At 34.1% G+C, this 26,423-nt stretch carries 21 protein-coding genes; 9 read left to right on the forward strand and 12 right to left on the reverse strand.

All coding sequences use genetic code 11. From position 1 onward, the window contains the following. Window positions 1-6: 6 nt before the first annotated feature. A complete protein-coding gene (locus tag ACFOOI_RS03300; RefSeq protein WP_379835025.1) occupies window positions 7-1,251 on the reverse strand; it encodes a competence/damage-inducible protein A in 1,245 nt (414 codons plus the stop codon). Window positions 1,252-1,368: 117 nt separating this feature from the next. Here ACFOOI_RS03300 and ACFOOI_RS03305 point away from each other — a divergent pair, with 117 nt between their 5' ends. From ACFOOI_RS03305 to ACFOOI_RS03320, 4 genes are all read left to right on the forward strand, one after another. After that, a complete protein-coding gene (locus ACFOOI_RS03305; protein WP_379835027.1) occupies window positions 1,369-2,082 on the forward strand; it encodes a DUF4197 domain-containing protein in 714 nt (237 codons plus the stop codon). Window positions 2,083-2,145: 63 nt separating this feature from the next. Then, the gene (gene gldC, locus ACFOOI_RS03310; RefSeq protein WP_379835029.1) at window positions 2,146-2,499 is read left to right on the forward strand and encodes a gliding motility protein GldC; all 354 of its coding nucleotides are present in this window, start codon (window positions 2,146-2,148) and stop codon (window positions 2,497-2,499) included. A 216-nt stretch (window positions 2,500-2,715) separates the two neighbouring features. Further along, window positions 2,716-3,450 carry a bacteriorhodopsin gene (locus ACFOOI_RS03315; RefSeq protein WP_379835031.1) on the forward strand — a complete coding sequence of 245 codons (735 nt, stop codon included), beginning with the start codon at window positions 2,716-2,718 and terminating at the stop codon, window positions 3,448-3,450. A gap of 17 nt (window positions 3,451-3,467) precedes the next feature. After that, entirely contained in the window at window positions 3,468-4,433 is a 966-nt protein-coding gene (locus tag ACFOOI_RS03320) for a Brp/Blh family beta-carotene 15,15'-dioxygenase (protein WP_379835034.1), read from the forward strand. A gap of 78 nt (window positions 4,434-4,511) precedes the next feature. On the opposite strand, the gene ACFOOI_RS03325 is transcribed toward ACFOOI_RS03320, so the two are convergent. From ACFOOI_RS03325 to ACFOOI_RS03355, 7 genes are all read right to left on the reverse strand, one after another. Then, a complete protein-coding gene (locus ACFOOI_RS03325) occupies window positions 4,512-5,396 on the reverse strand; it encodes a hypothetical protein (RefSeq protein ID WP_379835036.1) in 885 nt (294 codons plus the stop codon). A 1,063-nt stretch (window positions 5,397-6,459) separates the two neighbouring features. Next, window positions 6,460-7,287 (reverse strand): hypothetical protein, encoded by an 828-nt coding sequence (locus tag ACFOOI_RS03330; RefSeq protein ID WP_379835038.1) that lies wholly within the window; start codon window positions 7,285-7,287, stop codon window positions 6,460-6,462. A 509-nt stretch (window positions 7,288-7,796) separates the two neighbouring features. Further along, entirely contained in the window at window positions 7,797-9,161 is a 1,365-nt protein-coding gene (locus ACFOOI_RS03335) for a TlpA family protein disulfide reductase (RefSeq protein WP_379835041.1), read from the reverse strand. Window positions 9,162-9,425: 264 nt separating this feature from the next. Next, a complete protein-coding gene (locus tag ACFOOI_RS03340; protein ID WP_379835043.1) occupies window positions 9,426-9,749 on the reverse strand; it encodes an integrase core domain-containing protein in 324 nt (107 codons plus the stop codon). Beyond that, on the reverse strand, window positions 9,712-10,170 hold the full coding sequence (locus ACFOOI_RS03345; protein ID WP_379835046.1) for an IS3 family transposase: 459 nt from the start codon (window positions 10,168-10,170) through the stop codon (window positions 9,712-9,714). The genes ACFOOI_RS03340 and ACFOOI_RS03345 overlap by 38 nt, the downstream gene beginning before the upstream one ends. 173 nt (window positions 10,171-10,343) lie before the next feature. Beyond that, window positions 10,344-10,646, reverse strand: a complete 303-nt coding sequence (locus ACFOOI_RS03350; RefSeq protein WP_379835048.1) for a transposase — start codon at window positions 10,644-10,646, stop codon at window positions 10,344-10,346. Between the two features lie 73 nt (window positions 10,647-10,719). Continuing rightward, window positions 10,720-11,685, reverse strand: a complete 966-nt coding sequence (locus ACFOOI_RS03355) for a DUF6624 domain-containing protein (protein WP_379835050.1) — start codon at window positions 11,683-11,685, stop codon at window positions 10,720-10,722. 813 nt (window positions 11,686-12,498) lie between these two features. On the opposite strand from ACFOOI_RS03355, the gene ACFOOI_RS03360 reads away from it, so the two are divergent. Beyond that, the gene (locus tag ACFOOI_RS03360) at window positions 12,499-12,789 is read left to right on the forward strand and encodes a helix-turn-helix transcriptional regulator (protein ID WP_379835053.1); all 291 of its coding nucleotides are present in this window, start codon (window positions 12,499-12,501) and stop codon (window positions 12,787-12,789) included. A 32-nt stretch (window positions 12,790-12,821) separates the two neighbouring features. On the opposite strand, the gene ACFOOI_RS03365 is transcribed toward ACFOOI_RS03360, so the two are convergent. Beyond that, a complete protein-coding gene (locus tag ACFOOI_RS03365; RefSeq protein ID WP_379835055.1) occupies window positions 12,822-14,453 on the reverse strand; it encodes a S8 family peptidase in 1,632 nt (543 codons plus the stop codon). Window positions 14,454-14,868: 415 nt separating this feature from the next. On the opposite strand from ACFOOI_RS03365, the gene hisG reads away from it, so the two are divergent. Then, entirely contained in the window at window positions 14,869-15,735 is an 867-nt protein-coding gene (hisG, locus tag ACFOOI_RS03370) for an ATP phosphoribosyltransferase (protein WP_379835058.1), read from the forward strand. Window positions 15,736-15,789: 54 nt separating this feature from the next. Further along, window positions 15,790-17,067: a histidinol dehydrogenase gene (hisD, locus tag ACFOOI_RS03375; protein ID WP_379835060.1), complete on the forward strand. Its 1,278-nt coding sequence runs from the start codon at window positions 15,790-15,792 to the stop codon at window positions 17,065-17,067. A 20-nt stretch (window positions 17,068-17,087) separates the two neighbouring features. Here hisD and ACFOOI_RS03380 read toward each other — a convergent pair whose 3' ends face one another. Next, window positions 17,088-18,272 carry a thiolase family protein gene (locus tag ACFOOI_RS03380; RefSeq protein WP_379835062.1) on the reverse strand — a complete coding sequence of 395 codons (1,185 nt, stop codon included), beginning with the start codon at window positions 18,270-18,272 and terminating at the stop codon, window positions 17,088-17,090. Between the two features lie 40 nt (window positions 18,273-18,312). Beyond that, window positions 18,313-21,126, reverse strand: a complete 2,814-nt coding sequence (polA, locus tag ACFOOI_RS03385; protein ID WP_379835064.1) for a DNA polymerase I — start codon at window positions 21,124-21,126, stop codon at window positions 18,313-18,315. A 90-nt stretch (window positions 21,127-21,216) separates the two neighbouring features. On the opposite strand from polA, the gene ACFOOI_RS03390 reads away from it, so the two are divergent. Both ACFOOI_RS03390 and ACFOOI_RS03395 read left to right on the forward strand, forming a co-directional pair. After that, window positions 21,217-22,593 carry a vanadium-dependent haloperoxidase gene (locus tag ACFOOI_RS03390; RefSeq protein WP_379835066.1) on the forward strand — a complete coding sequence of 459 codons (1,377 nt, stop codon included), beginning with the start codon at window positions 21,217-21,219 and terminating at the stop codon, window positions 22,591-22,593. A 109-nt stretch (window positions 22,594-22,702) separates the two neighbouring features. Further along, the gene (locus ACFOOI_RS03395) at window positions 22,703-25,720 is read left to right on the forward strand and encodes a CHAT domain-containing protein (protein ID WP_379835068.1); all 3,018 of its coding nucleotides are present in this window, start codon (window positions 22,703-22,705) and stop codon (window positions 25,718-25,720) included. On the opposite strand, the gene ACFOOI_RS03400 is transcribed toward ACFOOI_RS03395, so the two are convergent. Further along, window positions 25,706-26,422 carry a tetratricopeptide repeat protein gene (locus ACFOOI_RS03400; protein WP_379835070.1) on the reverse strand — a complete coding sequence of 239 codons (717 nt, stop codon included), beginning with the start codon at window positions 26,420-26,422 and terminating at the stop codon, window positions 25,706-25,708. The genes ACFOOI_RS03395 and ACFOOI_RS03400 overlap by 15 nt on opposite strands. Window position 26,423: the final 1 nt, after the last annotated feature.

Consider the following 26,423-nt stretch of genomic DNA (forward strand, 5'->3'; position numbering starts at 1 on the left):
TAAGTCTTAATTTATAAATCTTCTAAGCAAATTGAGTGCTGCTACACTGCTGTACTCAATGTTTACTTCTCTTTGTTTTCCTAGTTTTAGTAAGCGTGCTTCGGTGGTTTTACCATCTGATACAGCGATCCAAACAGTGCCTACGGGTTTGTCTGCTGTGCCGCCATCTGGTCCTGCTATTCCCGAAGTGGCTATGCCATAGGTGCTTCTCATGGTAATACGCACACCTTCGGCCATTTGTTTTACTGTTTGCTCACTTACTGCCCCAAAATTAGTCAATGTTTCTTGTTTTACCTTCAAAACGTTCATTTTTGCGTCATTAGAATAACTAACTACTCCTCCTAAGAAAAACGCCGAGCTACCCGGAATAAGTGTAATCATGTGAGCAATATTTCCACCGGTGCAGCTTTCGGCTACTCCCAAAGTGGCATTTTTGCTTTTTAGCAGTTCACCTACTGCTTCGGCTATGGTTTGGTTGCTTTCGCTAAATATATAGGAAGCTATCAATGGTTTTACTTTTTCTGCTTCTATTTTAATTTGCTCTTGAATGATTTTTCGGTCATCGCCAAAACCTGTAAGACGTAATCTTACTTGCGAAAAACTTGGCAAATACGCCAATCGTATATGTTCCGGCAATTGATCTTCCCATTCTTCTATGGTTTCAGCCAAAAAAGATTCCCCAATACCAATAGTAGAAATAATATGATGCTCAATAACAGGCAGCTCAAAAAAAGCTTTTAATCGAGGAATAACTTCATGTTCTATTAAGTATTTCATCTCAACAGGTACACCGGGCATAGAAACCAAGATTTTACCATTGTGCTCAAACCACATGCCTGGAGCAGTGCCCGTTATGTTTGGTAAATAAGTGCATTTGGTGGGTAAAGCTGCCTGCTGACGGTTTATTTCTGTAAAAGGTCTACCTCGCTTTTCAAAGAAGTCTTTCACAAAAGCTTCTGCATCTTTATTTATTTCTAAAGTATCGTTAAAATACTTCGCGATGGTTTTTTTAGTGATATCGTCTTTAGTAGGTCCTAGTCCGCCTGTCATTAAGAGTATGTCTGCTCTCGAAAACCCTTCTTCCAAAATACCTAAAATTTGACTCTCTTGGTCTCCTATGGATGTTTTGCGAATGGTTTTTATACCTACTTTGTCTATCTCTGCACTGATCCACTGGGTATTTGTATCTGTTATTTGACCGTACAATATTTCGTCTCCGATGGTGATAACCTCTGCAACTATGGATTTCATTTAATAAAAAAAATATTTGTTGACGCTTGTTACTTTTAAAGTAATTTTACGTTTTGTAATTAAAGCGTTCGAAGTTCTCTATTTTATTGGGAATTTCCAATTTTAAAAAATAAATAAATGAAAAGAAATCTTATTGTAATCCTGTTTTCTACACTTGTGCTTACGGCCTGCGGTCAGAAAATAAATTTGGGTAAAGTACTAAACAGTGTAATGACCAATGCTCCATTGACAGAAAATGAAATTGGGATGGGGCTTAAAGAAGCCTTGACTGTGGGTGTAAATTTGGGAGCAGACAAAGCTTCGGCGGTAGATGGGTATTTTAACAATCCCAGAATTAAAATACCTTTTCCTCCGGAAGTGCAGAAAGTAGAGAGCACGCTTAGAAGTATCGGTCTTGGTAGTGAGGTAGACAAGTTTGTGTTGGCCCTTAACCGTGGTGCTGAGCAGGCGGCTATTCAAGCAAAACCTATATTTATTTCCGCTATTAAGCAGTTGACGCTTACCGATGTTATGAATATTTTGAAAGGAGATAAAGATGCTGCTACGCAGTTTTTGAAGAGAACTACCTCTACGCAACTGATTGCGGCTTTTGAGCCATATATGGTAAAATCGCTTGAAAATACACAAGCCACTAAATATTATACAGATATAGCTAACGTATATAACAAGGTGCCTTTTACTCAAAAAATCAATCCTGATTTGAAAGGTTACGCTACACAAAAAGCAATCGACGGTTTGTTTTTATTGGTTGCCGATGAAGAAGCTAAAATTAGAGAAAACCCATTGGCAAGAACCAGTGATTTGCTAAAAAGAGTGTTTGGTAGTATATAATTTTATTAAAAATGCTGAACCTTGGGTAAGGATTAGTTAATTTTGCGAAAAAAAACTTCAAGAATGATAAAGTCAGAAATACATTTTACGGTAGAATTAGACGATAACAGAATACCTGATAAGATATTTTGGGATGCAACAGAAAACCCAAATGAAGGCATAAACGAGACTAAAGCGATTTGTATCAGTGTGTGGGATCATTATCACAAAGGTCTTTTGGGAATAAACCTTTGGACCAAAGATATGCCTGTAGACGAAATGAACCACTTTGCGGTAGACGTACTTGGTAACCTTTCTCAAATGCTGAAAGATTCTACGCAAGACCAAAAAATGATTGCGATATTGGAAGATGCTGGTAGACAAATAACCAAACATCTAAATGAGCAAGATAAGCTAGAGAAAGAAGCGAAGAAATAATAGCTATTTTTTTGTCAGCTGAAAATATGAAAGCAGATTCTGAAAAGAGTCTGCTTTTTTAGTGTCATTTGTTTAAGTTTTTTATTGAAAAAAGAAAGAAACATAAGTGTTAAAAATGAAAAATATTTATTTTGTTTAAATAAATATTCGAATTGTTAAACAAAATAAGATAACACTCTGTTGGAAGTGAGTTATTAAACTTAAACATAAATAATAATGAACTTACTCAACGTATTAACCATTCCGAAGAACGATCCGATTGCTTTTACCTTTTTTACAGGGTATATGGCAATGTTAGCCTCCTCAGTTTTTTTCTTTGCCGAAAGAAGTAGCGTAGACGGCAAATGGAAATTATCGCTTTTAGTTTCAGCACTTATTACTGGAATCGCGGCTGTACATTATTATTACATGCGGGATTATTACTTGGCCACAGGTGAGAATCCTACTGCACTACGTTACATTGATTGGACACTAACAGTGCCCTTAATGTGTGTTGAGTTTTATTTGCTAACCAAAGCTGCGGGAGCAAAACTAAATCTTTTATGGAAACTGATTTTGGCTTCGGTTTGGATGTTAGTAACCGGCTACATTGGTGAAGCTTTCACAGATGGCTCTTCAAGCCACTCATTTATTTGGGGGGCTCTGTCTACCCTAGGTTACATCTATATTTTATATACTGCCTGGTTTGGTGAAGTGGCACAGTTAGCCAAAAGTAGTCAAAATGCCACAGTAGAGAAGGGCGTTAGAACGCTAGCTTGGTTTGTATTAGTAGGGTGGGCCATTTATCCGATTGGTTACATGTGTATGCCCGGCGGATGGCTAAATACTGCGTTTGGTTGGGAGTCGTCTAATGTAGATTTATTCTACAATATTGCCGATGCCATAAACAAGATTGGATTTGGATTAGTGGTTTATGGAATTGCTGTTAATAGCAAATCAGCAACTGCTTGAGTAATTTCAAAAAGACTTTGAAAAATAGGAGGGGCGTTTTAAAAAAAATGCCCCTCTTTTTAAATACCAATATGCCGAAGTCAACTTTAATGTTTCTAACCTTATTAGTGAGTTTGGTTCCCATCGTTTATTACACGGAATGGCTCACTTTTGATGTTCAATTACTAATTAGCGGAGTAGCTATTTCACTTTTTGGTATTCCTCATGGAGCCATAGATCATATAATTTTCCAAAAAAAGAACGAAGTAAAAAGTAGTGATTTTTATTTCTATTATTTAGGCTTAATGCTAGCTTATTTAATACTGTGGTTGGTTTTTCCAAGAATAAGCATGTTAGCTTTCATGCTTTTATCCGCTTTTCATTTTGGACAATCACAATTCTACACTTACACAATTCAAAATAAAATATTAAAAAGCTTTGTATACTTTTCTTGGGGTACAGCTCTATTATCAAGTTTAATTATTTTTAATACCGCAGAGATTTTAGATATAGCAAAACAAAATCCGGATTTAAGTATTTTTATTTCTGAAACGAGTATATACCTATATTGTTTGATTTTTATTGTTTCAATTTTCAGTTTTCTTGCTTTAAGTATATTTTTAGTGATATTTAAAACTCTATTAATGAAAGCGATAGTAAAAGAAACACTCATGCTGTCGTTGATATTGGTAAACTTCTATTGCCTTCCTTTATTATTAGGCTTTACCGTATATTTTTGCACCTTGCATTCTATGCAGGTATTGTCCGATGAATTTGATTTTTTAAAGGAAAAATTAAAAGGTTTTTCTACATTTTATTTTATCAAATTATTATTTCCATACTCAATCATCAGTGTTTTAGGAATTTTGTTTTTAATGGGTATGTCACTGTTAAAGATATTCCCCATTTCAGCCACTTTGCTTGTATTTATTGTAGTTTCCATTTTGACTTTGCCACACTCCATCGTTATGGATAATTTTTATTCTAAAAAAAAGGAGCATTAGTTAACCATAACCGGGTATTTGCATAATTCCATCAGATGTTACCCATTACTTTTCGAAAATGTTTTACTTAAATATCGACTATCCCTTTTTATAATAAGGAACCTTCCGAAGTTGATTAGGTTTTAGATAAATTTCATTTTTCTGGAAATCGAATATTACATTAAAACGCTTAAGAAGGTCATTTCCGAATACCCTCATCGGAATGTCAGAGGAGCGTGCGGCGATGCTCAGGGGTACATTTTTGATTTTTAATCCTCCAACTGTCACCTCGGGTATTTCTTTGGTTTCAATCTTGAATACATTGTTAAATGAGTCTCGAAGTTCCGATTCTTCTATGGTTTTAAGTTCTTTCATGTTGTATTTTTCTGATATTTTTGGATCAAGTAATATACTCCGCCCGTAGCCCGAATGAAACATGAACTTATCTGTGTAGGTTGACTTTCTAGATTTTATTTTCCCTTCGATAAACATACTTCCTTTTTCAAAATAAAGGTTAGATTTGCTATATCCACGTAGTTTTTTGGGTAATTTATCAGATACAATCATCTGTAAATTATCATAATCTAGAGCAACTATTTTACCTTTGAAAATATCAATCCCAAACTTACCATCGGTACCAATGCCTGAGTTGTCGTCTGAAAAAACGGTTAGGTCGCTCCACTCTAAATTATTAATATAAAATGAATGATGTTCGCTGTTTTCAGACTGAGCCATTCCTCCCCAAGTTTGGATCTGGTCAGTGTTTTCTAACTTGATTTGTATCTTGTTTTTAATAGCTTCGCGGGTTAGCGTGATGTCAGATGCCGAAGTATGAAACATCAACAAAAGGGTATCAGAATCGTCTATTCTGGCTTTGATACAAATATTGTTTTGCTTATTAAGTGTAAATGCAATCGTGTCAGTTTTTGATTGTGAAAAAACGTAGTATGGAAGTATAAGAAATAGAAGTATTGTTTTTGTCATATTATTATCGCTTAAATAGTCTGTTTAATTTACCAAAATTCGCAATTAATCCCTTGGTTTTGCTACAATTTAACAATTTTGTGTAGGTCTCAAATAATTATCCAGTTTTTATGAAAACGAAAATGTATTTCCTATAAGTCTTTAAACACTTGGTATATAATTACATGAAATTATACCACGTAAAAGAGAAGCTTATAAAGGGCTGTGATTTTTTAAGTACACTTTTGAAGCAATGTAGTTATTACCTAAATAACCTAAATAATAGTGTTTTGCTCCTATGGAGCAAATAAAATCTTTTTTTACGTTTTATTATTAATATTAGACTCCTCTGGAGCCTGAGGTTAAAACTTGAAAAGGAATTAAATGCATTTACTTGCTCCAGAGGAGCAAAATATTAATAGAAAATAATTGTTAGTTTTAGAACATTTGCCCCAGCGGGGCAATACCTTGAATCGTATTTAATGTTAACTAAAAGATCTAGTTTTGCTCCTACGGAGCAACTTAGTTCACTTTTTGCTTTATTATTATTAATATTAGGCTCCTCTGGAGCCTGAGGTTAAATCTTGAACCAGAATAATCTGCATTAACTTGCTCCAGAGGAGCAAAATATTAATAGAAAATAATTATTAGTGTTAAAACATTTGCCCCAGCGGGGCAATACCTTGAATCGTATTTAATGCTAGCTAAAAGATTTGGTTTTGTTCCTATGGAGCAACAAAGCTCACTTTTTGATTTAATATTAATAATATTAGGCTCCTCTGGAGCCTGAGGTTAAACCTTGAACCAGAATAATCTGCATTAACTTGCTACAGAGGAGCAAAATATTAATAGAAAATAATTATTAGTTTTAAAACATTTGCCCCAGCGGGGCAATACCTTGAATCGTATTTAATGCTAGCTAAAAGATTTGGTTTTGCTTCTAGGGAGCAACTAAGTTCACTTGTTGCTTTATTATTATTAATATTAGGCTCCTTTGTAGCCTGAGGTTAAAACTTGAACCGGAATTATATGCATTAGCTTACTCCATAGGAGCGAAACAAATTAAAAGCATAAAATTCTTATATTATAATAGTCCTGATATCAATAATTGATATTTTTTATTAAACTTTTTCTCATTAATTTTTTGTGATTTTTCTACACTTTGCAATCCTATCCTTTCTCTTTTTTCATTTATCTTCGGGATTAATTCAAAATTTATATAATTGTCAATTGGAATAACTGAGAATTTTTTTCTGCGTGAATTTTCTCCAAGAAAATTATATGGTAGATAATATACCCTTTCCTTGAAATTAGTGTTATGAAGTTTCATTCTATCTTTTAATAATGCATAAACCTCAGGAGATATATGCCCCTTAAATAAAAGTGAATTTGTAAAATCAATATTTTCATTAGAAAGCCAAAAGGCTAAATTATGAGAGAATAATATATATATTGCTGGATAGTAACCAATTTTAGATTCGGAAGGAAAACCTTCTGAAATAATTAAATTCTTCAGGAATAAGGCATTTTGAGTGTCAATATCTTTACTGTATACTGTCTTTTTTAATCTGTTATTCTTATTTACAGCAATGAGACTATCAATAATATTTTTTAATTTAGGATCATATTGGGATTTATCGGCATTATTATAGATTTGTATTATTTCATTTTTATCCAAAATTTTCCTTATTATCTTCTTTTTTAACACAATATCTATGTTCAACCCTGATGAAAATGACTTTGAGAGTAATTCTCGTACCACCACTTTGTTTTTACACATAGCAGCGGCTATAGTGCTATTTACTAAATCTGTTAAGCTTGGATTCAAAACTGTAAGTGCATTAAGATACTGCTGTATTGATTCTGGGATTTTTTTTTCGTAAAATAAAATTTCGGCATTATTAGTTGCCACATGATAGGATTGAAAATTCAAAGAATCACTTTTGGTAATTTGTGCTTCAGTGGTAAATGCGAGAAGTAAAACAGTAATTGAAATTTCATAGATATTATTAAAGTTAAACAAGGAGTAACTGTTCGTTAATATTCAATCCCAAAAATATACTTTATTTCTTCAGTAAAACATACTCCTCAATCATCAGAAAAACTTGTTTCAGCCTTTCTACCTCCATAAACTTGTTTCATTTGGTTTGGAGCAATAATAAAACCTTCAAATTTTTTGAATGATTCATGTTTGATTTGTTCCATAGTTGATTTGTTTAAATTATTAATTTATTTAACTGATTTTCTATTAATTAAAACTCTATTTTTGTGTCCTAATATTTATCGGGATGAAATCGTTTTGCAAAACATTATTTAAAATAAATAATGGTAAAGCCTCATTATATACTATCAAACTACCTTGCTTTTTTATTATTTTTATATATATTGTTTATGTAATAGTAATTATAGTTTTCTTTTACACTAAGGGAATAATTCTTTTAATAATTGAATTAATGCAGGGTCAGATGGCCGAGGTGCATTTGTAGATAAAATTTTACCATTTTCATCAATAATTATATACCTTGGAATACTTAAACTTTCACTATCATAAATAATTTCTTTTATAGAATTAGTTAGTTGAGTATTTGAATAAAAATTTAAACCTTCGAGATTCAATTTTTCAGTTGTTTTTTTACACTTTTCGAAATTATCTTCATCAATTGAAAAGTACACTTGTTTAATTTTATATTTCGAAAGTGTTTCTTTAAACTTTGGTGGTGTGATTGAAAATTCTAATAAGCAAGGGCCACACCATGTTGCCCAAAGATCTAAATAAACTCTTTGATTAGTAAAATTTTTTTGTATGAATGAGAAAAAATCCTCAGACGTCTCTTTTATGATTTTGATATTATTGGAAGGTGAGTTATTATTTTTTAATAATGATTCCATTTTTTTAGAATACTCATTATCTCCAAACATAGAACGATATTGAGTCAGTAATTTACTGTAATCATACATTAATGGAGCCATTTCAATATAAATTATTAAAGCCTCACCCCAAAAATGTTTTTTTAAATTTTCCGGTGAAAAATATAAGTATTGAATATCAGGTAACAATAACTCATTTTTTTTTGAATCAGGGATAAGTTTATTTTTGTTTTGATATGACAAATAAGACCATGAATAAAACATTATCCCCGCTTCTGTTTTAGTTAAATTCTTTATATCTAATTTATTTAATACTGATCTAAATTCATTATTTAATGCATGATTATTTTTATAATTTGACTCCAAAAGGTTGTGGTATTCCCAAAGAAGACTTGCTTGAATATTATTTAAAGCAAGAGTATAGTACTCATTGGTAATTAAGCTTTTTGATTTTAATGAATCTAACCAAAATGTTTGCTTTTTTAAAAAATCATTAAACCTAAAATCATGAATTTCAATATTATCTTTCAAATCATTAAATTTTTTATTTTTGTATATATTATAATTTAAATTAAAAAAATTATTTCCATGAAAATTATCTCCAAAAAACTCCAAAGAAGAAGGGTTGTTGTTTTTTATGTAAATATTTTCGTTAATACTTAAAAATAATGTTAAGGGGATATTTCCAATAATAATATCTACAGAATTAGAAGATTGTAAATTAAATTTAATCTCAAAATTACCTTCACTATCTGATTTAAAAAAAGTAGGAATAAACCTATTAGCTATATTTTCAATAGGTAAAAAAATCTGAATATTTGTTTCTTTTAAGTAAGTATTTCCTTTAATAGTATTTGTACAAAATCCATTAAAAGAAAAAAAAAGAAATGAAAATAAAAAGCTGAAAGACTTTAGCATGTTTTAGGAATTTTGTAAAGGTATCTGAATATTATTTTTCAATTGTTTAGTGTCGATTTGAAGATTCAAAAGAGTAGGGTAAAATAAATATTTCCAAATTTTTAACTTTTAAAAATTATAAGAATACTTATATTATTAATAAAACTTATCGTCAGAATTTATTTTACAATAGTTTTTTTTTCTTAAAATACTATAAATAAGAATTTTACAAAAAAACATTTCTAATAATGTCTTAAACGCAATTACTTGGACACGATAATTAATTTACTTTTCCCATTTTGGGTCAATTTTGACACCAATTGATTGGAGGAATTTACTTGGGCTTTTGTAGCCTAATCCGCCATGAATTCTTTCGAAATTATAAAATTTCTTCCATCTCGTCATTGTTTGTTTAAAGTCTTCTATATTTTCAAATTCAAATCGCTGACAAACAGCACTTTCCATAATTGAATGATAAGACTCAATATGAGCATTTTGTTCTGGTGTTGCAGGTTTGGTAAACTCCTGAATAAAGCCCATTTTTCTTAAGTACTCTTGTACAATTGTTGCTTCAAAGCGAAAGGTCGCCCCCGTGTGATCCGTTATCATTTCTGACGATAAATTGTTGAGGCATAGGATAAGTATCAAAAACCTGCTCGAATAGGTTAATTACATCTTCTGATTTAATTGAATTTGCTATATATTGGCCTAATTGCCATCTTGAATATACGTCTAAAATCGTTAATACTTGTGCGTTTGAGTGCGTTCCTTGAATGTAAACATATTTAATGTCAAACTCTAAAAAGCTAAATTCACTTTGAACGTTTGGAACCAAATCTTTTACCCAATTCCTATTTGTCTTTTTAGATTTACTTCGTTGAAATTTTAATAAATTATGCTCTTTCATAAGCTTATAAGTTCTATAAGCCCCAATCTTCAAGCCTTTTTCATGGTTTAAGTAACTATATGTTTTGTAATAGCCATAATCAACAAACTCTCCATTTAATAGTGTTTTGATTTCTTTTATCACATAACTTAAGTCATGCTTATTATCCTGAATGTCGTATACAAATCGAGATGCCCTTTTACCCGGTTTCGTCCCAGTTGAGGAATAATATTAGCTACTTCTTTGTAGTCCAACATGTTTCAATACCAAGTGTTTAGGCTTACCTTGCTCCAAAAACTCATCAATTTCCATGATTTTCATTTCTTTATTGATTGACTTTTTTTTAAAAGGGAATCCTTAATCTGAATAGCTAATTCTTTCTCAGCCACAATTCTTTTTAGAGCTTCATTTTCACGACGTAACAATTTTAGCTCCCGCTCCGAGTCAGTCATCGCTCCCGATTGCAAACCACTTTTGCCTAGATGCTCTAACTTCTCTTTCCAAATGTAAATACTCACTGATGAAACCCCAAACTCCTTGGAAGCTTCACTAACGCCATGTTGAATAGAATGAAGAACTATTTTCTCCTTCTCTGTTGGCGACCATGTTTTTCGATGCATTGACATACACAAATCTAATTAATTGTTAACTTAGTTTTGTGTCCAAGTTTTAATCGACCTATCAGGGAATTTATTATTTATAACTAGACAATATTTTTTGAATCCTTTTTGGATTTTGTTTTAAATATTCCATACTTAATTTTTTATTAGAAAAATAATCTTCAATATTATTTCTAAGTAAAAAGTTATCAATCTTTTCTAAATTCATCTGACTTCTTCGTTTAGCGAGACCATTATATCTTTTTACTGGAAAAAGATATACTTTTCCATCTAAATCAGACCTAAAATACTGAGAACCATACAGCTGTTTTTTACCCATTTCGACTTTTACCCTATCATGAAAAAGTGCGAACATTTGTTTATCAAATTTATTCTCAAATGTAGCTTTTTTAAAAAATGGATAATATTTTAATCGTAATTTAGTATCCCAAGAGTGTTGTAAAACCAATAATATAACCATTTGGGCATCTTTACCTACTGAATTAATAGGAACAATTCCGTAAGTATCGATTAAACTGGTAACAAATTTTTCATGGGAAATTTGGGTTGAGTCAAATTTATATTTAGACACTTTCCAATTGCTGTCTGATTTAGGAATAGAATAAAATTGTAACATTTGTTGATCTTTTTCTTTCAATTCCAATAATGTATTTCTCAAATTAGGGTTAAAAAGCTTTTCGAAATTTCCAAAATTATGATTCCAGATACTATCATTTTTTAAATTTTTAAATGTCGAAAGAGTGAAAATTTCTACTGTATCTATTCCACAACTCAAAGCCAAGTCTAAATATCGATAAGATTCAGATTTTTTATCAATCTTGCTACAAATTGATGCAGCGTAAACAAAATCTTTACAATGAACTGTTTCTTTTTCTAAGTATTTTTTGAACAAATTGTAAGCAGAATCTAATTCAATTTTATTTACTTTTTCATAAAAACTATTTCTAAATGTTTCTAAGCTTTGTCCAAAAATTGAATTCGACCATGATACTAATAATAAACAAAATATTATATTAGTTTTAATTAATTTAGGAGACATAAAATTGGCACTTTTTTGTTTATTATCCTAGCGACTGTAACCCCAGGATAATTTAGATTAATGTTCTGGATCTGTATAACAATCTTTGTAATCATCAGGACCCCAAGGCAATCGAGTATATGTAATTGACTCATCATTTGTTTTGCTCGAAGCTCCACCTTATAAACTTCTTAACTGCGATTGTTTAATTTCAGAGTTACTAAATGCTTCTTGATCTTTTTGAATTTTCTAAATTTTTGTTTAAAATTTTAAGTTTAAAAAATATATTATTGCTTTGCAAAAACTTTTTTGAAATTATTGAATTATATCTCTAGATAAAACCAAATCTTTGTGATTAATTTTTAATAGTGGCATTTTCAATATTAAAATGATTAAGAGCTTCTGAATAAGCCACCATATAACCTTCATCAAGGCTAGTTTCCAAATACTCCAAAGCACCTCTTTCTGTATCAGGTACTTGTAACTATTTAAAGAAAAGGGTAAAAGTATCTAGGATATTATTTTTCGATTGTTTAGAGTCGATTTGAAGATTCAAAAGAGTAGGGTAAAATAAATATTTCCAAATTTTTAACTTTTAAAAATTATAAGAAAACTTATATTATTAATAAAACTTTTCGTCAGAATATATTTTACAATAGTTTTTTTTTTCTTAAAATACTATAAATAAGAATTTTACAAAAAAAAACATTGCTGATAATATAAATATCTTGAGTTTTTTAATTTAATGGTTTAGATTTGTTTTGGAAATTCAAAAATCCAAAACAACCCCAAAAAAAACATAAACATAACTTAAAATTTAAAATTTAAAACTAAATGTCCAACGAAGACTTAGGGGTACAGATCAGAAAGTATCGCCTTGCAAACAAAATTTCTCAAACAGAGCTTGGAATTATTTTAGGGGTCTCTCAACCTACCATAGGATCATGGGAAAAAGGGGCGTATATTCCAAAAGGAGATAAAAGAGATTATCTTCTTAAACTTTTAAATAAAGAGGATAAAAAAGAAATCACAGACACCATGGCTTTAAACGAGATTATCTCCCATCAAAGGACCATTATTGAACTATTGCAAGATAAAATCAAAGGCATGGGAGGAACTGTGTAATACCCAAATTAAAATAGTAAAGTATTTTTGCCTCACTCCACCACATGTTTGATGGTGTAAATTTTCTCTTCTCTTTTGATTTTGAAAAGGTATGTTCCAGATTGTGTAAAGATTGGGTTAGCGTTTAATTCAGCGTAGGTATAAGCCCCAACCCTAATACCGTTAATATTTATAACTTCTACGGTTTCATTGTTCGCTATTTCTATGTTGTTTATTTCTAATCGGATTGGATTTCGGTAGCTACTGGGGTTTGGATATACTTTAAGAGTATTAGTTTCGGGAGCCGACTTAGCTAAAACGAGGCTTTTAATGTATTCGTCTGCTAATTTTTTCGCGACTTGATATTGAGGTATACCGTATCCCAATATATTGTCGGGCGACTTATATTGCTTGCCAGATTCTATCAATATCTCTCTAAACTTCATAACAGGAATTACCTGATAATCTTGCCAAAGGCTGGCCGCAAAACCCGCCAATAGGGGAGAAGCGAATGATGTGCCGTTTGAGGTGCCAAATCCACCTTGCGGTGTGGCTATTTTGGTGCCAAGGCCTTTGGCTGCCAATTCAGGTTTTATATTGTTTTTGGCATTAGGTCCTACAGAGCTAAATGATGCATATAATCCATTTTGATCTACCGCACCTACGGATATCACTGAGTCAGCGTCGGCAGGAGTCGCTATGTATCTCCATGGGCTGTTGCCATCGTTTCCTGCAGAAACTACCACCAACATTCCGGTGGCCACGGCAAAATCTGCCGCTTTGGCACAAATGGTTTTGTCGCCATTCATATCTGCATTCACGTAGTTTTGAGCCGCATTGTCAAACTGAGAATAACCCAATGACGAGTTTATTACATCGGCTCCTACGCTATCTGCTCGCTCGGCACCTAACAGCCAATACACTTCTTCTATGCGAGTTTCGGTAAAAACGTCTTCTGTTCGGTAAAGAGCTATCTTAACATCGGGAGCGGTACCTATTAAGTTGCCTTCGCTTTTGGCGGCTATACAGCTCAATACATTGGTGCCGTGATTGTGGTCGTCAAATACATTGGAGTTTCGGGCTACAAAATCAAACTTATCTATTAATTTATTTTGCTTAAATATATGATCAAATACCGCCATTTGATCGGCATTTTGAAAACCTCCATCTAGTATTGCCACCAAAATTTCTTTTCCAGTCAAATTATCTTTGTGCATCTGATCAGCACCCAACATCGTAATTTGATTTAGCGAAGTGCCGTAGTCGTAGTTTACCTCAGTTTCCCATTTTTCTTTGGTGGTTTTTGCCGCACCTACTCTTGCACCTTTTATATCAGAATTGCTTTCAATATTTTTTACAAACGAAAGTGCCAGTAATTTGGGAAGATTGGCAGATGAAGTTTCTACTAAAACGGCATTTAACCACTTAGAACTATAGATAACCTTTATTCCTAAGCTTTTTATGTCTGAAATATATTTATCTGAAACCGGCAAGTCACGTTGCGTAAGATTGATTTGTTGCCGAATACGTCTGTTTATAGAGCGTTCGCTGAGGAATTTTTCGGGAGCAGAGAGACTATAGGTATTTTGTGCTTTGTCTTTAAGGTAAACAAAATACGTATTTTGACCGAAAAGAGCAGATGATTGAAAAATAAGAATGGAAAATAATAGAACTACGAATCGCATGGCCGTTTTTTTTAGCAATTTAAAAAAACGATGCCAAATATTGCTACGAAATAGCTTTAAAATTATTTGATTGAAACGAAAACATCCGCTCTAGGTTGAATTAGACCAGATGTTTAGAAAAAGAATAACGTGTTAACTACTAAAGGTTTATGATTCCATAAATACCCAATGATAATAAAATTATCATATTAAGTACTTTAAACCACTTTAATTGGAATACGGAAGTGTTCTTTTTTGATTTGTAATAATTTAAATGCTTCATGCTAAATTGGTTAGGTGCTAGGTTTGAGTTTTTAAAATTAACTAAGCTTATTGAATTTTCAAAATTTATTGAAAAATTATTTTGTTATTAATTTTACTGAAAATTGGTTGTTGTAAAATATCAGGCTAATTTTGTGCCAAATAACACGAATTAATGAATAAAGAGGGGAATATCCGTATAGCAATACAGAAATCAGGCAGATTGAGCGAAGATTCGATAGCACTATTCAAAGAGTGTGGAATTAAACTTGAAATGGGTAAAGGAAGACTGAAGTCTGAATCATCAAATTTTCAAGCTGAGTTTTTATTTTTAAGAGATGACGATATCCCTGGATACGTAGAAGACGGTGTAGCGGACCTAGGAATTGTAGGCGAAAACGTTTTGGTAGAGTCTGAAAAAGACGTTATTGTTTCCAAAAAGCTTGGTTTTTCTAAGTGTAGATTATCTATTGCTATACCGCGTGAGGATCCTTTTGAAGGACCTGCAGATTTAGATGGAAAAAGTATTGCGACTTCATATCCAAAGATTTTGGGACAATATCTTTCTGAAAATAATATCGAGGCTCAGATTCACGAAATCAGCGGTTCGGTAGAGATAGCCCCCTCTATAGGTTTGGCAGATGCCGTATGCGATATTGTGAGTTCAGGTAGCACACTTTTGAGCAACGGTCTCAAAGAAGTACAAAAGATATTTAAATCGGAAGCGGTTTTAATAGCCAACAATAACTTAAGCGACCATAAAAAAGCACTTCTAGACAAGATTTTATTTAGAATAAATGCGGTTCAAAAAGCACAGGACAATAAATATATTTTGCTTAATGCACCTAATGATAAATTGGATGAAATCATCACTATCATTTCAGGTATGAAGAGCCCGACCGTATTGCCCTTGGCGATAGAAGGTTGGAGTTCAGTACACAGTGTGCTAGAAGAACGTGAGTTTTGGGAAAAAATAGAAGCTCTTAGAAACGCTGGTGCAGAAGGTATTTTGGTAGTGCCAATTGAGAAAATGATTCTTTGATACTAACTTTTTGGGTAAATATTAAGTTAGACTCTAAAAGTATAAAATTAGAAAATGAATATTTACGAATATCCTTCTCGCGGTCAATATAAAGCACTTTTGGCTCGACCAACGCTTTCTTTTGCAGAAATAGAAATGCGAGTGAGGCCCATTATAGATGAAGTAGCCCAAAAAGGCGATGAAGCCCTTCGCAAGTTCGCTTTAGATTTTGATAATATTCTGTTGAATGATTTTAAAGTCACAGATGCCGAACTTCGTGATGCAGAAAATCAAATAAGTGTTGAATTAAAAAACGCCATAGATCAGGCCTATGAAAACATTTCGGTTTTTCATAAAGCTCAGCAAGTAGAAGAAGCACAAGTAGAAACTATGCCTGGCGTATTTTGTTGGAGAAAAAGCGTGGGTATTCAGAAAGTAGGAATTTACATACCGGGTGGCTCTGCACCTTTGTTTTCTACGGTTTTGATGTTGGCCATTCCGGCCCAAATAGCCGGTTGTCAGCAAATAGTACTTTGTTCGCCAAGTAACCACCCTGCCATCTATTACGCTGCTCAAAAATGTGGAATAACCGAAGCTTACAGAATAGGAGGGGCACAGGCCGTAGCCGCTATGGCTGTTGGTACAGAAACCGTACCTGCTGTTTATAAGATCTTCGGCCCAGGAAATCAATATGTAACTGCCGCTAAGCAAATAGTAAGTCAAATGGGCGTAGCGATAGATATGCCAGCTGGCCCATCTGAAGTGGCCGTTTTGGCAGACCACAGAGCCAATGCTGCATTTATAGCCTCTGATCTTCTTTCGCAAGCAGAACATGGAGCAGACAGTCAAGTGCTATTGGTGGGTACAGACAAAGACATAATTCTTAAAACTATAGAGGAAGTTAAGCTTCAATTAGCGTTTCTTCCGAGAAAAGAGTTGGCAGCCAAAGCTCTTGAAAACTCAAAGGCGATATTGGTAAAAGATTTGGATGAGGCTACGTATTTACTAAATGAATATGCAGCTGAGCATTTAATATTGTCGATAGAAAACCCGGAAGAAGTTGCAGCAAATATTGTTAACGCGGGATCAATATTTTTGGGTGATTACACGCCAGAATCTTGTGGAGATTACGCATCAGGTACCAACCATACACTGCCTACAAATGGTTATGCAAGAGCCTACAGCGGAGTATCTTTAGACAGTTTTGTAAAGAAAATTACCTACCAGAAAATCAGTAAAGCGGGATTAGAGAAACTTGGGCCAATAGTTGAAATCATGGCTGAAGCCGAACAACTTGATGCCCATAAAAACGCAGTGACTATTCGTCTCAAAAATATAAAGGACCAAGCCTAAACTTGGTCCTTCTTTCGTATTTAATCTTGTAAATTTTCTATTATCATGGCACTGGCACCGCCGCCGCCGTTACAGATAGCCGCCATTCCATATTTTCCTTTATTTTTCTGAAGAACGTTTAATAACGTTACAATTATTCTTGCACCTGAGCAACCAAGTGGATGCCCCATGGCTACTGCTCCACCGTATACATTTAGTTTTTCGCTGCTGATGCCGAAGTTTTGAGCAAAAGCCATCGGCACGGCTGCAAAAGCTTCATTAACCTCAAAGAAGTCAATGTCTGAAATTTTGAGGTTGGCTCTTTCTAAAGCTTTTTCAGCCGCAATTATAGGGGCAATTGTAAACCATTCTGGCTCGCGAGCTCCATCTCCATAAGAAATAATTTTAGCCAAAGGCTTCAGGTTATTTTTCTCTGCATATTCTTTCGAAACCAATACCAAAGCTGCAGCTCCATCATTTATGGTTGAGGCATTTGCCGCCGTAACCGTTCCGTCTTTTGTAAATACCGGCTTAAGCGTTGGGATTTTTTCAAATATAACCTTCTTAAACTCTTCGTCAGTATCTACTATCGTTTCGTTTCCTTTTCTATCTTTTAAAGTCACGGGAGATATTTCTACTGCAAAATCACCGTTTTCGGTATGGGCCGCTACTTTTTTATAAGATTCTTTGGCAAATGCATCTTGCTGCTCGCGGGTCAAGTTAAACTTAGTAGCCGTGGCATCTGCAAAGCACCCCATAACAGCTTGTGCGTACACGTCAGTTAAACCATCTTTGGCTAGTCCATCTATCAATTGTCCGTTTCCAAAACCATAACCATATCTGGCTTTTTCTAAATAAAAAGGAATCTGTGACATGTTTTCCATTCCACCAGAAACCACTACTTCGTTTTGACCCAATTGGATACTCTGAGCGGCGTGCATGGTGGCTTTCATTCCAGATGCACATACTTTGTTAATAAGCATAGCCGGAACGTTGTTTGGCAATCCAGCCTTTAACAAAACTTGCGTAGCAGGGGCTTGGCCCAAATTGGCTTGTACCACACTTCCGAAAAACAATTCGTCTACTTGTGAACCTTCAATTCCTGACTGAGCTACTGCGGCTTTCACGGCTGTGGCTCCTAGTTCTACGGCTGATGTATTAGCAAATACACCTCCAAAACTACCTAGCGGAGTTCTTTTTGCTGCAACTATAAATACTTCTTTCATTTTATATTACCGGTTTTATTGTTGAAAATGTTATTTTTAATTAATGAGCCTCTAGCCAGTTATTACCAATACCGATACCTGTGTCTATTTTAACGTTCATTTTGATGGCATTGACCATAAACTCGTGTGTTTTTTCTTTTAAGAAATCAATTTCTGACTTATGTGCATCAAAAACCAATTCATCATGTACCTGAAGAATCATCTTAGATTTCATTTTTTCTTTTTTCATGAAATCGTGGATGTTTATCATCGCCACTTTGATCATATCAGCAGCTGAGCCTTGAATAGGGGCGTTTATTGCGTTTCTTTCGGCAAAACCACGGTTCGTTTGGTTTCTTGAATTTATATCTTTCAAATATCTCCTTCTACCCAAAATCGTCTCTACATATTCCATCTCTCTTGCTTTGTTAACACAATCATCCATAAAAGTTTTCACTTTGGGGAATTGTAAAAAGTAAGAATCGATAATTTCTTTAGCTTCGCCTCTTGGTATGCCCAACCGCTGCCCTAATCCAAAAGCAGAAATACCGTAAATAATACCAAAGTTGACCATTTTGGCCTTTCTACGCATGTCTGAGTCCACATCAGCAAGGTCCACACTGAATACCTTTGCCGCTGTAGTAGAGTGAATGTCGATGTCATTATTAAATGCCTCGATCATACTTTCATCTCCACTAAATGAAGCCATAATACGAAGTTCTATCTGCGAATAATCGGCAGATAGTATCAAATGATTTTCATCTCTCGGAATAAACGCTTTTCTTATTTCTCGACCTCTTTCGGTTCTTATCGGTATATTTTGAAGGTTGGGATTTGTACTACTCAAACGACCCGTAGCCGCAACGGCTTGGTTATATGAGGTATGAATACGTCCCGTTTTTTTAGATATTAGTAATGGTAAAGCATCTACATAGGTGCTTTTTAGTTTACTAAGTTCTCTAAAGTCAAGTATCTTCTTTACAATTTCGTGTTCGGCTTCGTAGTTGGATAAAATATCTTCGCCCGTGGCATATTGACCCGAAGGTGTCTTTTTAGGTTTATCGTCAATTTTCATATGTTCAAACAAGACCTCACCGAGTTGCTTAGGAGAACCTACATTAAACTCTACACCTGCTATTTCGAAAATGTATGACTGAGCTTTTACCAGATCTTTCTGAAGTGTTTCTGATAGTTCGGCCAATGCCATCACATCCAGTTTTACACCTTCACGCTCCATAGAGCTCAATACACTCACAAGTGGAACTTCCACTGTATGCAGCAACTCTTCTTGACCTGTTTTTTTTAGTTCTAGGTCTAAAACCTGCTTAAGTTGAAACGTGATATCGGCATCCTCTGAGGCATATTCTTTGATTAGCTCATGTGGCACATCACGCATATTGCCTTGATTTTTACCTTTTTTTCCAATCAATTCCTCTATACTTACCGGCTCGTAGTTAAGGTAGATATTAGCCAAGTAATCCATGCCGTGTCTTTGCTCGGGCTCAATGATATAATGAGCGAGCATGGTGTCGTACAATTCTCCTTTTAGCTCAATATCATAATTGGCTAAAATGGTCATGTCGTATTTAAGGTTTTGTGCTATTTTTTTGATTTTATCATTTTCAAAAACAACCCTAAACTCTTCCATTACTGCTTGAGCCTCCTCTTTTTTAGGCGGAATAGGCACATAGAAACCTTCTTTAGCTCTATATGAAAAAGACAAGCCAACTATTTCGGCATCAGTAGCGTCTACATCTGTGGTTTCGGTATCAAAACAGATTTCGTCTTGTACCAAGAGATACTCCATAAGTTCTTGTCTTGCTTCTTTTCCTTCTATGAGGTGATATTCATGCACTACAGTTTTGATTGAATCTTTTTCTTTTGGCTCTTCATAATCCGGCTCCGTATTGGTTTCTGCTCCAAAAAGCGACATTTGATTCATGTCAGCCTTAGGTTTTGGCTTTGCCTCGGTTGGAGCCGGATTGCCGGCCGCATCTTTTGGTGTTCCTAATATCCTTGTTTTAAGTGTTCTAAATTCTAACTCATCTAAAATACTCGAAAGTAGCTCATTATCAGGGTCAGATATAATTAAATCTTCTTCAACAAAATCGACCGGAACGTTAATATCAATTCTAGCCAAATGTTTAGACAGTATAGCACTTTCTTTTCCTTCCCTTATTTTCTCGCCTATTTTATTTGGAATCTTATCGGCATTTTCCAGAATACCTTCTACCGAACCATATTCTTTTAAAAGTTTACAAGCAGTTTTTTCTCCTACTCCTGGTATTCCAGGTATATTATCCACTTTGTCGCCCATAAGGCCAAGCATATCTATCACTTGGTCTATTCGTTCTACATCCCATTTGGCTAAAATTTCAGCTACGCCTTGCACCTCTATGCTGTTTCCCATAAAAGCAGGTTTGTAGAGAAATATGTGTTCATCTACTAACTGTCCGTAGTCCTTATCTGGGGTATACATATATACATCAAATTCGTCTTTGGGAGCTTTCTTAGCAATAGTTCCAATAATGTCATCCGCCTCAAAACCATCTAATTCTAACAAAGGAATGTTCATGGCTTTTACAAGTTGCTTTACAAGCGGAATAGCTACTGATATATCCTCGGGTTGGGCTTCTCTATTGGCTTTGTATTCAGGAAATTCTACATGTCTGAAAGTAGGAGCCTTGGTATCAAAACATACGGCTATGTGTGTAGGTTTTTCTTTTTTTATTACCTCTAAAAGTGTATTTGTAAAGCCAAATACTGCACTTGTGTTTACTCCTTTTGAGGTTATTCTTGGGTTTTTGATAAAGGCAAAATGTGCTCTATATATTAATGCCATGGCATCAAGTAAAAACAATTTTTTTGGTCGCATAAAGCAGTTTTTAAGTAGTATTGCCTAAATTAGGCGATATGTTTATTTTTTCAAAGTAAGCTATTTTTGAGGTAGGATAAAATCAAAAGGATGAAAAAAACAATTTTAATGTTGTTGTGTGCATTTACCGCATTTGGACAGTTGCCACAGCGAAGAGAATTTCAAGAAGGAAACACAACGCAGCTCATTCTCTTTGAGAATTCATTGCCAGCAAAAAACTACGATTTAAGCACCTCTGATTTGCAAGTGAAATGGCACGTTTTGATATTGGATTTATTAGAACAAACCACGGGTTATACGCCCAATGTGGCTGCAAGAAGTTTGGCTTACACGAATTTAGCGGCTTATGAAGCGATTTTGCCCGGATATCCAAATCTACAGAGTCTTTCGGGGCAGCTGCAAGGGTATAAAAGGCCCAAAGAGTTTGAAATGGATTCGAGTAATTTCTCTGCACCGCTGGCTATGAATGCCGCCATGTATAGAATGGTAGACAAACTTTTTATAGCTGCACCATTTGTGTGGATGGAAAAAGTGATGGCATTAAAAGACTCCACAGAGAGTAATTTATCAAGAGGAAAAACGCCGATGACGGTAATGAAATCTGTAAATTATGGTATTTCAGTGGCCGATATGATTCTTAAATATTCGGATTCTGACGGAGCCAAAACTGAGATGTTTAGAAGTTACGATATGAATTATAGACTTCCGGCGTGTGAATCATGTTTTGAAATAAATAGGGTGGCAGACCTTGAAAACACAGGTCCATTGCATCCTTCGTGGGATAAGAATCGGACATTTTTGGCAGAAAACAATTCTGATTTTGATATAAAACCAGACTTTGAGTTTTCAAAATACAAAGATTCTAAATTTTACGCTTCTGCACTAGAAGTTTATAACACGTCAAAAAAGGTTGTTCCAGGTTCTGAAGAGCATTTGATTGCAAATTTTTGGGACGATGCCGCTACATATACATATACAGCCGTAGGTCATTCAGTATCTATTTTAACTCAGGTATTAAGAAATCAGCCCGTTTCTCTCGAAAAAAGTGCTCAGCTTTATGCCCGTCTGGGTATTGGGCTAAACGATGCCTTGATATGTGCTTGGAAAGGCAAATATAAATACAATTTGATACGCCCGATAGCTTATATAAAACGATACATTGATAGCCAATGGGAGCCTGTTTTGCTTACACCACCGTTTCCTGAGTTTCCTTCTGGGCACTCGGTGCAGTCAGCAGCTATGGCTACTATTTTGACAGAAACATTGGGCGATAGTATTTCTTTTACCGATTATTCAAAATATTGGGTAGGGGCACCGCGAGTTTTTTCAAGTTTTTGGACCGCAGCTAACGAAACAAGCATCTCACGACTTTATGGAGGAATTCATTTTAGACCTGCATTAGACAGGGGCCAAGACATGGGCAGAATTGTGGGGAAAAACACAATGAAATTGAAATTTGAAAAATGAAAATATTCTATTACTAGCCTTATTTTTACCGTAAAATAAAAAATGAATTTAGTGTAAAACTTTGGGCGGTTTGTTGAGTTATTTTGTATTCCCTAACTAAAGGAAATTCATGAAAACCCTGCAAAAATCGACTTTTAGTATACTATTTATATTTATTTATGGTCTACAAGCTTTTGGACAAGCTGACTTTCAAAAAAAAGCAGACAGTTTGAGCAGTTGTGGGTATTTTAAAGAAGAAATATTTTATAGAAAAAAAATATTAGATGCCCTTCCAAAAAACTCAAGTCAGTTTCGTGTAGCCAAGGTATATTTAGATATCGCCGAAATGAACCAATTAGAGAAACAATTGGATAATGACAAAGCCGGTCTTTTAAATAAATCTATTCTAAAGTATTACAACTCACTTTCGCATTCTGAAAAAAAACAAGTTGAAATTGAAATAGATCGGCTAAAAGCCAATGCTTTAAGTGCAGAAGAAAAGTTTGACGAAGCTATTTCATTATTTAATCAAGCTCTTAAAAAGGTTTCTTCTAAGTCACTAAAAGCAGCCGAATTAGAATTAAATATTGGGCAAACTTATGCATCGGCTAAAAACTATTTTGGAGCTATTACTCATTTAAGAAAAGCGATTAAAGGTTTTGAAACAAATGGCTGGGCGAATCATTACGCTACGGCTTTGGCTTATAATGACCTTGCGATGGCCTACGATTATGCCAACACCGAAAAGGAGCTGATTCCTACCTTTGAAAAAGCACTACAAATTTGGACCAAATACTACTCTGCCGACGCCGCAATTGTTTCATTGGCTTATAATGACGCCATTTTTAGTGCAATAGAATACGGCGATAGGAAAAAAGCAGCTGAATATCAGAAGCTTTTCGATGCATACATGAGCAAGTACTTAAATCCACTAAACAAAAAAAACTACAAAGATCTTAGCCTTTTTGATACTTACAATGCTCGTGCTATGTACCATCTTTCTTCTTTGCGATATTATGATTTATTTTATGATGAAGCCAAAATATTGTACCACTTAAATGCTCAAGAACAGCTATTTGCAAAGGCTCCAAAGGAATGGGTAGATAAGGAGAGACGGGTGTTGCTTTCTTCATACGATAGTGCTTCCTACACGTTTTACAATAATGAGCAATCTGACAAATCTTTGGCTTATAATAAAATATTGGAAAGTTTAACAAACGAAGACTTTTACAAAATGAAGGTATCGGCCAATCGTGCTATGCTCTATTATTATAAGTATGATTACAAAAAGTCGCTCATTCACAATCAAAAAGCGTTGGACTATTTAGAAATTTTGGGTTATAAGTCGAGTTATTTGACATTGTTAACTTTAAAGGCCGAAAATCTGGCGAATTTAGGGCGTTTTGAAGACGCAAAAGCAGCAGTAAAAGAAGTGTATTTTACAGAATTTGATAAGAATATTCCGCTAGAAAAAATCAAAATCAAAGACTTCGGCGACATAAGCAATTCGTCTTATATCAATATTTTTATTCATTCGGGTTTGGCGTATCGCCGAATTTATGATAAAAATGGTAAGTCAAAAGAGGATTTGAAAGTTATCAGAAACCTGTATAAGTTGGCGGCAGAAATGTTTAAAGACTATTATCAAAAAGGTTTTTTTAATCCTGATTTGGAAAGGCAGTTAAACAACATCAAAGAAGGCCTTTTGTACTCGGCTTTGCAAAACCCCAGCGATAAAGAATTTCTAAAAGCAAGCATAAACAGTATTGAAAATATTAGTTCTCAGCATCTTTGGAAACAGTTTTTGGCGAAGTATTCTAATAATATGAACCTCTCGAAAGAAATAATAAACCAACGGAATGAAGCGGTTATTGAACTAAGTTTTTTGAGTAAAAAAGAGGAGAAAAACAAAGCAGAGATTCAACGGGAAAAAGATTTAAACGCCAAACTTAATAGCATTGATAAAGAAATAGCCGTTAAATATCCTAATTATAACAACTTTCAATCTGCCGATTTTGATGTAAAAAACCTGCAGCTAACACTTGAAGCCAATAAGGTTTTGGTGAAATATTATGTGACAGACAGTTCTGTTTTTGCCACAACTATTACACCAAACAATGTGGATATTAATTATTTGGGTAAAAGGAAGGAAATTGAAAATCTGAGTAAAACGTATCACAAACAGATTTCAAATATAGATTTTGCCTACAAAACAAACGGCAAGCGACTTTATGATTTCCTTTTGAAACCAATTACTTTTAGCTCACAAAGTTCTGTAATATTTATACCTGAAGATTTCTTAAATTATTGCCCTTTTGAAACATTGATTGACGCCAAAGGTTTTCCGTTTGCTATGAATCACATAGTATCCTATGCAAATTCGCTAAAGTTTTCACAAAATATTACCCTAAGTCACAAACCTACGTTCAATAAATTTTTAACTGGTTTTGCTCCAAAATATAAAGATGGAATAGGCATCACTAGGTCAACAAATGGTAACTTGATTTACACTGGTGCAGAATTAAACAAGATTGCATCTATCTTTAGTAATACTTCGCTTTTTATTAACAAAAATGCCACGAAAGAGAATTTTTTACACACACTTGGAAATAGCAATGTGCATCATTTGGCTATGCATTCTACCCTTGACGAACAAGATTATGAGCACTCAAGTTTGATTTTCCAAAATAACGAAAAGCTTCATTTTTATGAATTGTATGCCCTGCACTTTCCTTCAGAAATGGTGGTGCTAAGTGCGTGCAACACAGGTGTAGGCGAATACCTAAGTGGTGAAGGCTTAATGAGTATTTCGAGGGCCTTAAACTATGCCGGCGTAAAGTCTACCGTGCATAGCCTTTGGCAAGTGCCAGACAAGGAAACCTCGGAATTGATGTCTTATTTTTATGAGTTTCTGAATGAAGGCATCTCGAAAGATTTGGCTCTCGTAAAAGCAAAACGGTTATTTATCAATAAAAATCCACTGAAAAGCCATCCTTACTATTGGTCAGGTTTTATCATCAACGGCGATGTGAGTCCACTCTCTCAAGAAAGCCAATGTAGGTGGTATATATTGGCAGGTCTACTGGCAATGTTTTTGGTTTTTGGATTCTTTTATTTTAGAAAAATGAAAAAATCAGAGCTTATTTAATAGTTCTTCGGCCTGTAGTTTTTGGCTATTTTCGGTTTTTATTAATTCTAGAAGCAGTGGTTTTGCAGCCTCTTTTTTATCTATTTTTAAATAGGCTAATGCTAAATACCACTTTCTATAGGTTTCGAATGGAATAGGCTCGTCAGTAAAGGTATTTTGATTAAAAACGTCAATAGCCTTTTCGGTTTTATCTAATTCTAAATAGCAAACCGCTTCATAAAATCTGGCGTATTCTTTGTCTTTTATTTGGTGAAATAATAAAGACGCAGCTTCAAAATTATTTGCTTCATAAGCATTAAACGCCTCCTGCGAATTGGATTGGTTATTTTCTCCCCTAACAATTGGCGAAACCACATTTGGATAGGTTTGATAATAACTTGCATATAAAGTCCGATTATCAGAATTTGAGCCGTAGAAATGATATAAACCAACAGTTCCCAATATTAAAATCATGGCAGCTGCCACATATGGCCAAATGGTTTTCTTGATAATCTTTAGATCACTTTTGGTATGTTTTGCTTCTATTTGTTTTAAAGTAAGTTTTAGCTCATTCCTTTCTTTTAAATGAATGGCTTTTTGAGCTTTGTTTTGAAATTCAAATTCTTCTCTGAATTCCTGATTGTTTGCGAGAGAGTTTTCAAACGCGATTTTCTCCACATCTGAAAGGGTATTCTCAAAATATTTATCTATTAATTCTTTCATT

Origin of the sequence: Lacihabitans lacunae, assembly GCF_042649125.1 — a bacterium.
Taxonomy (GTDB): Bacteria; Bacteroidota; Bacteroidia; order Cytophagales; family Spirosomataceae; genus Leadbetterella; species Leadbetterella lacunae.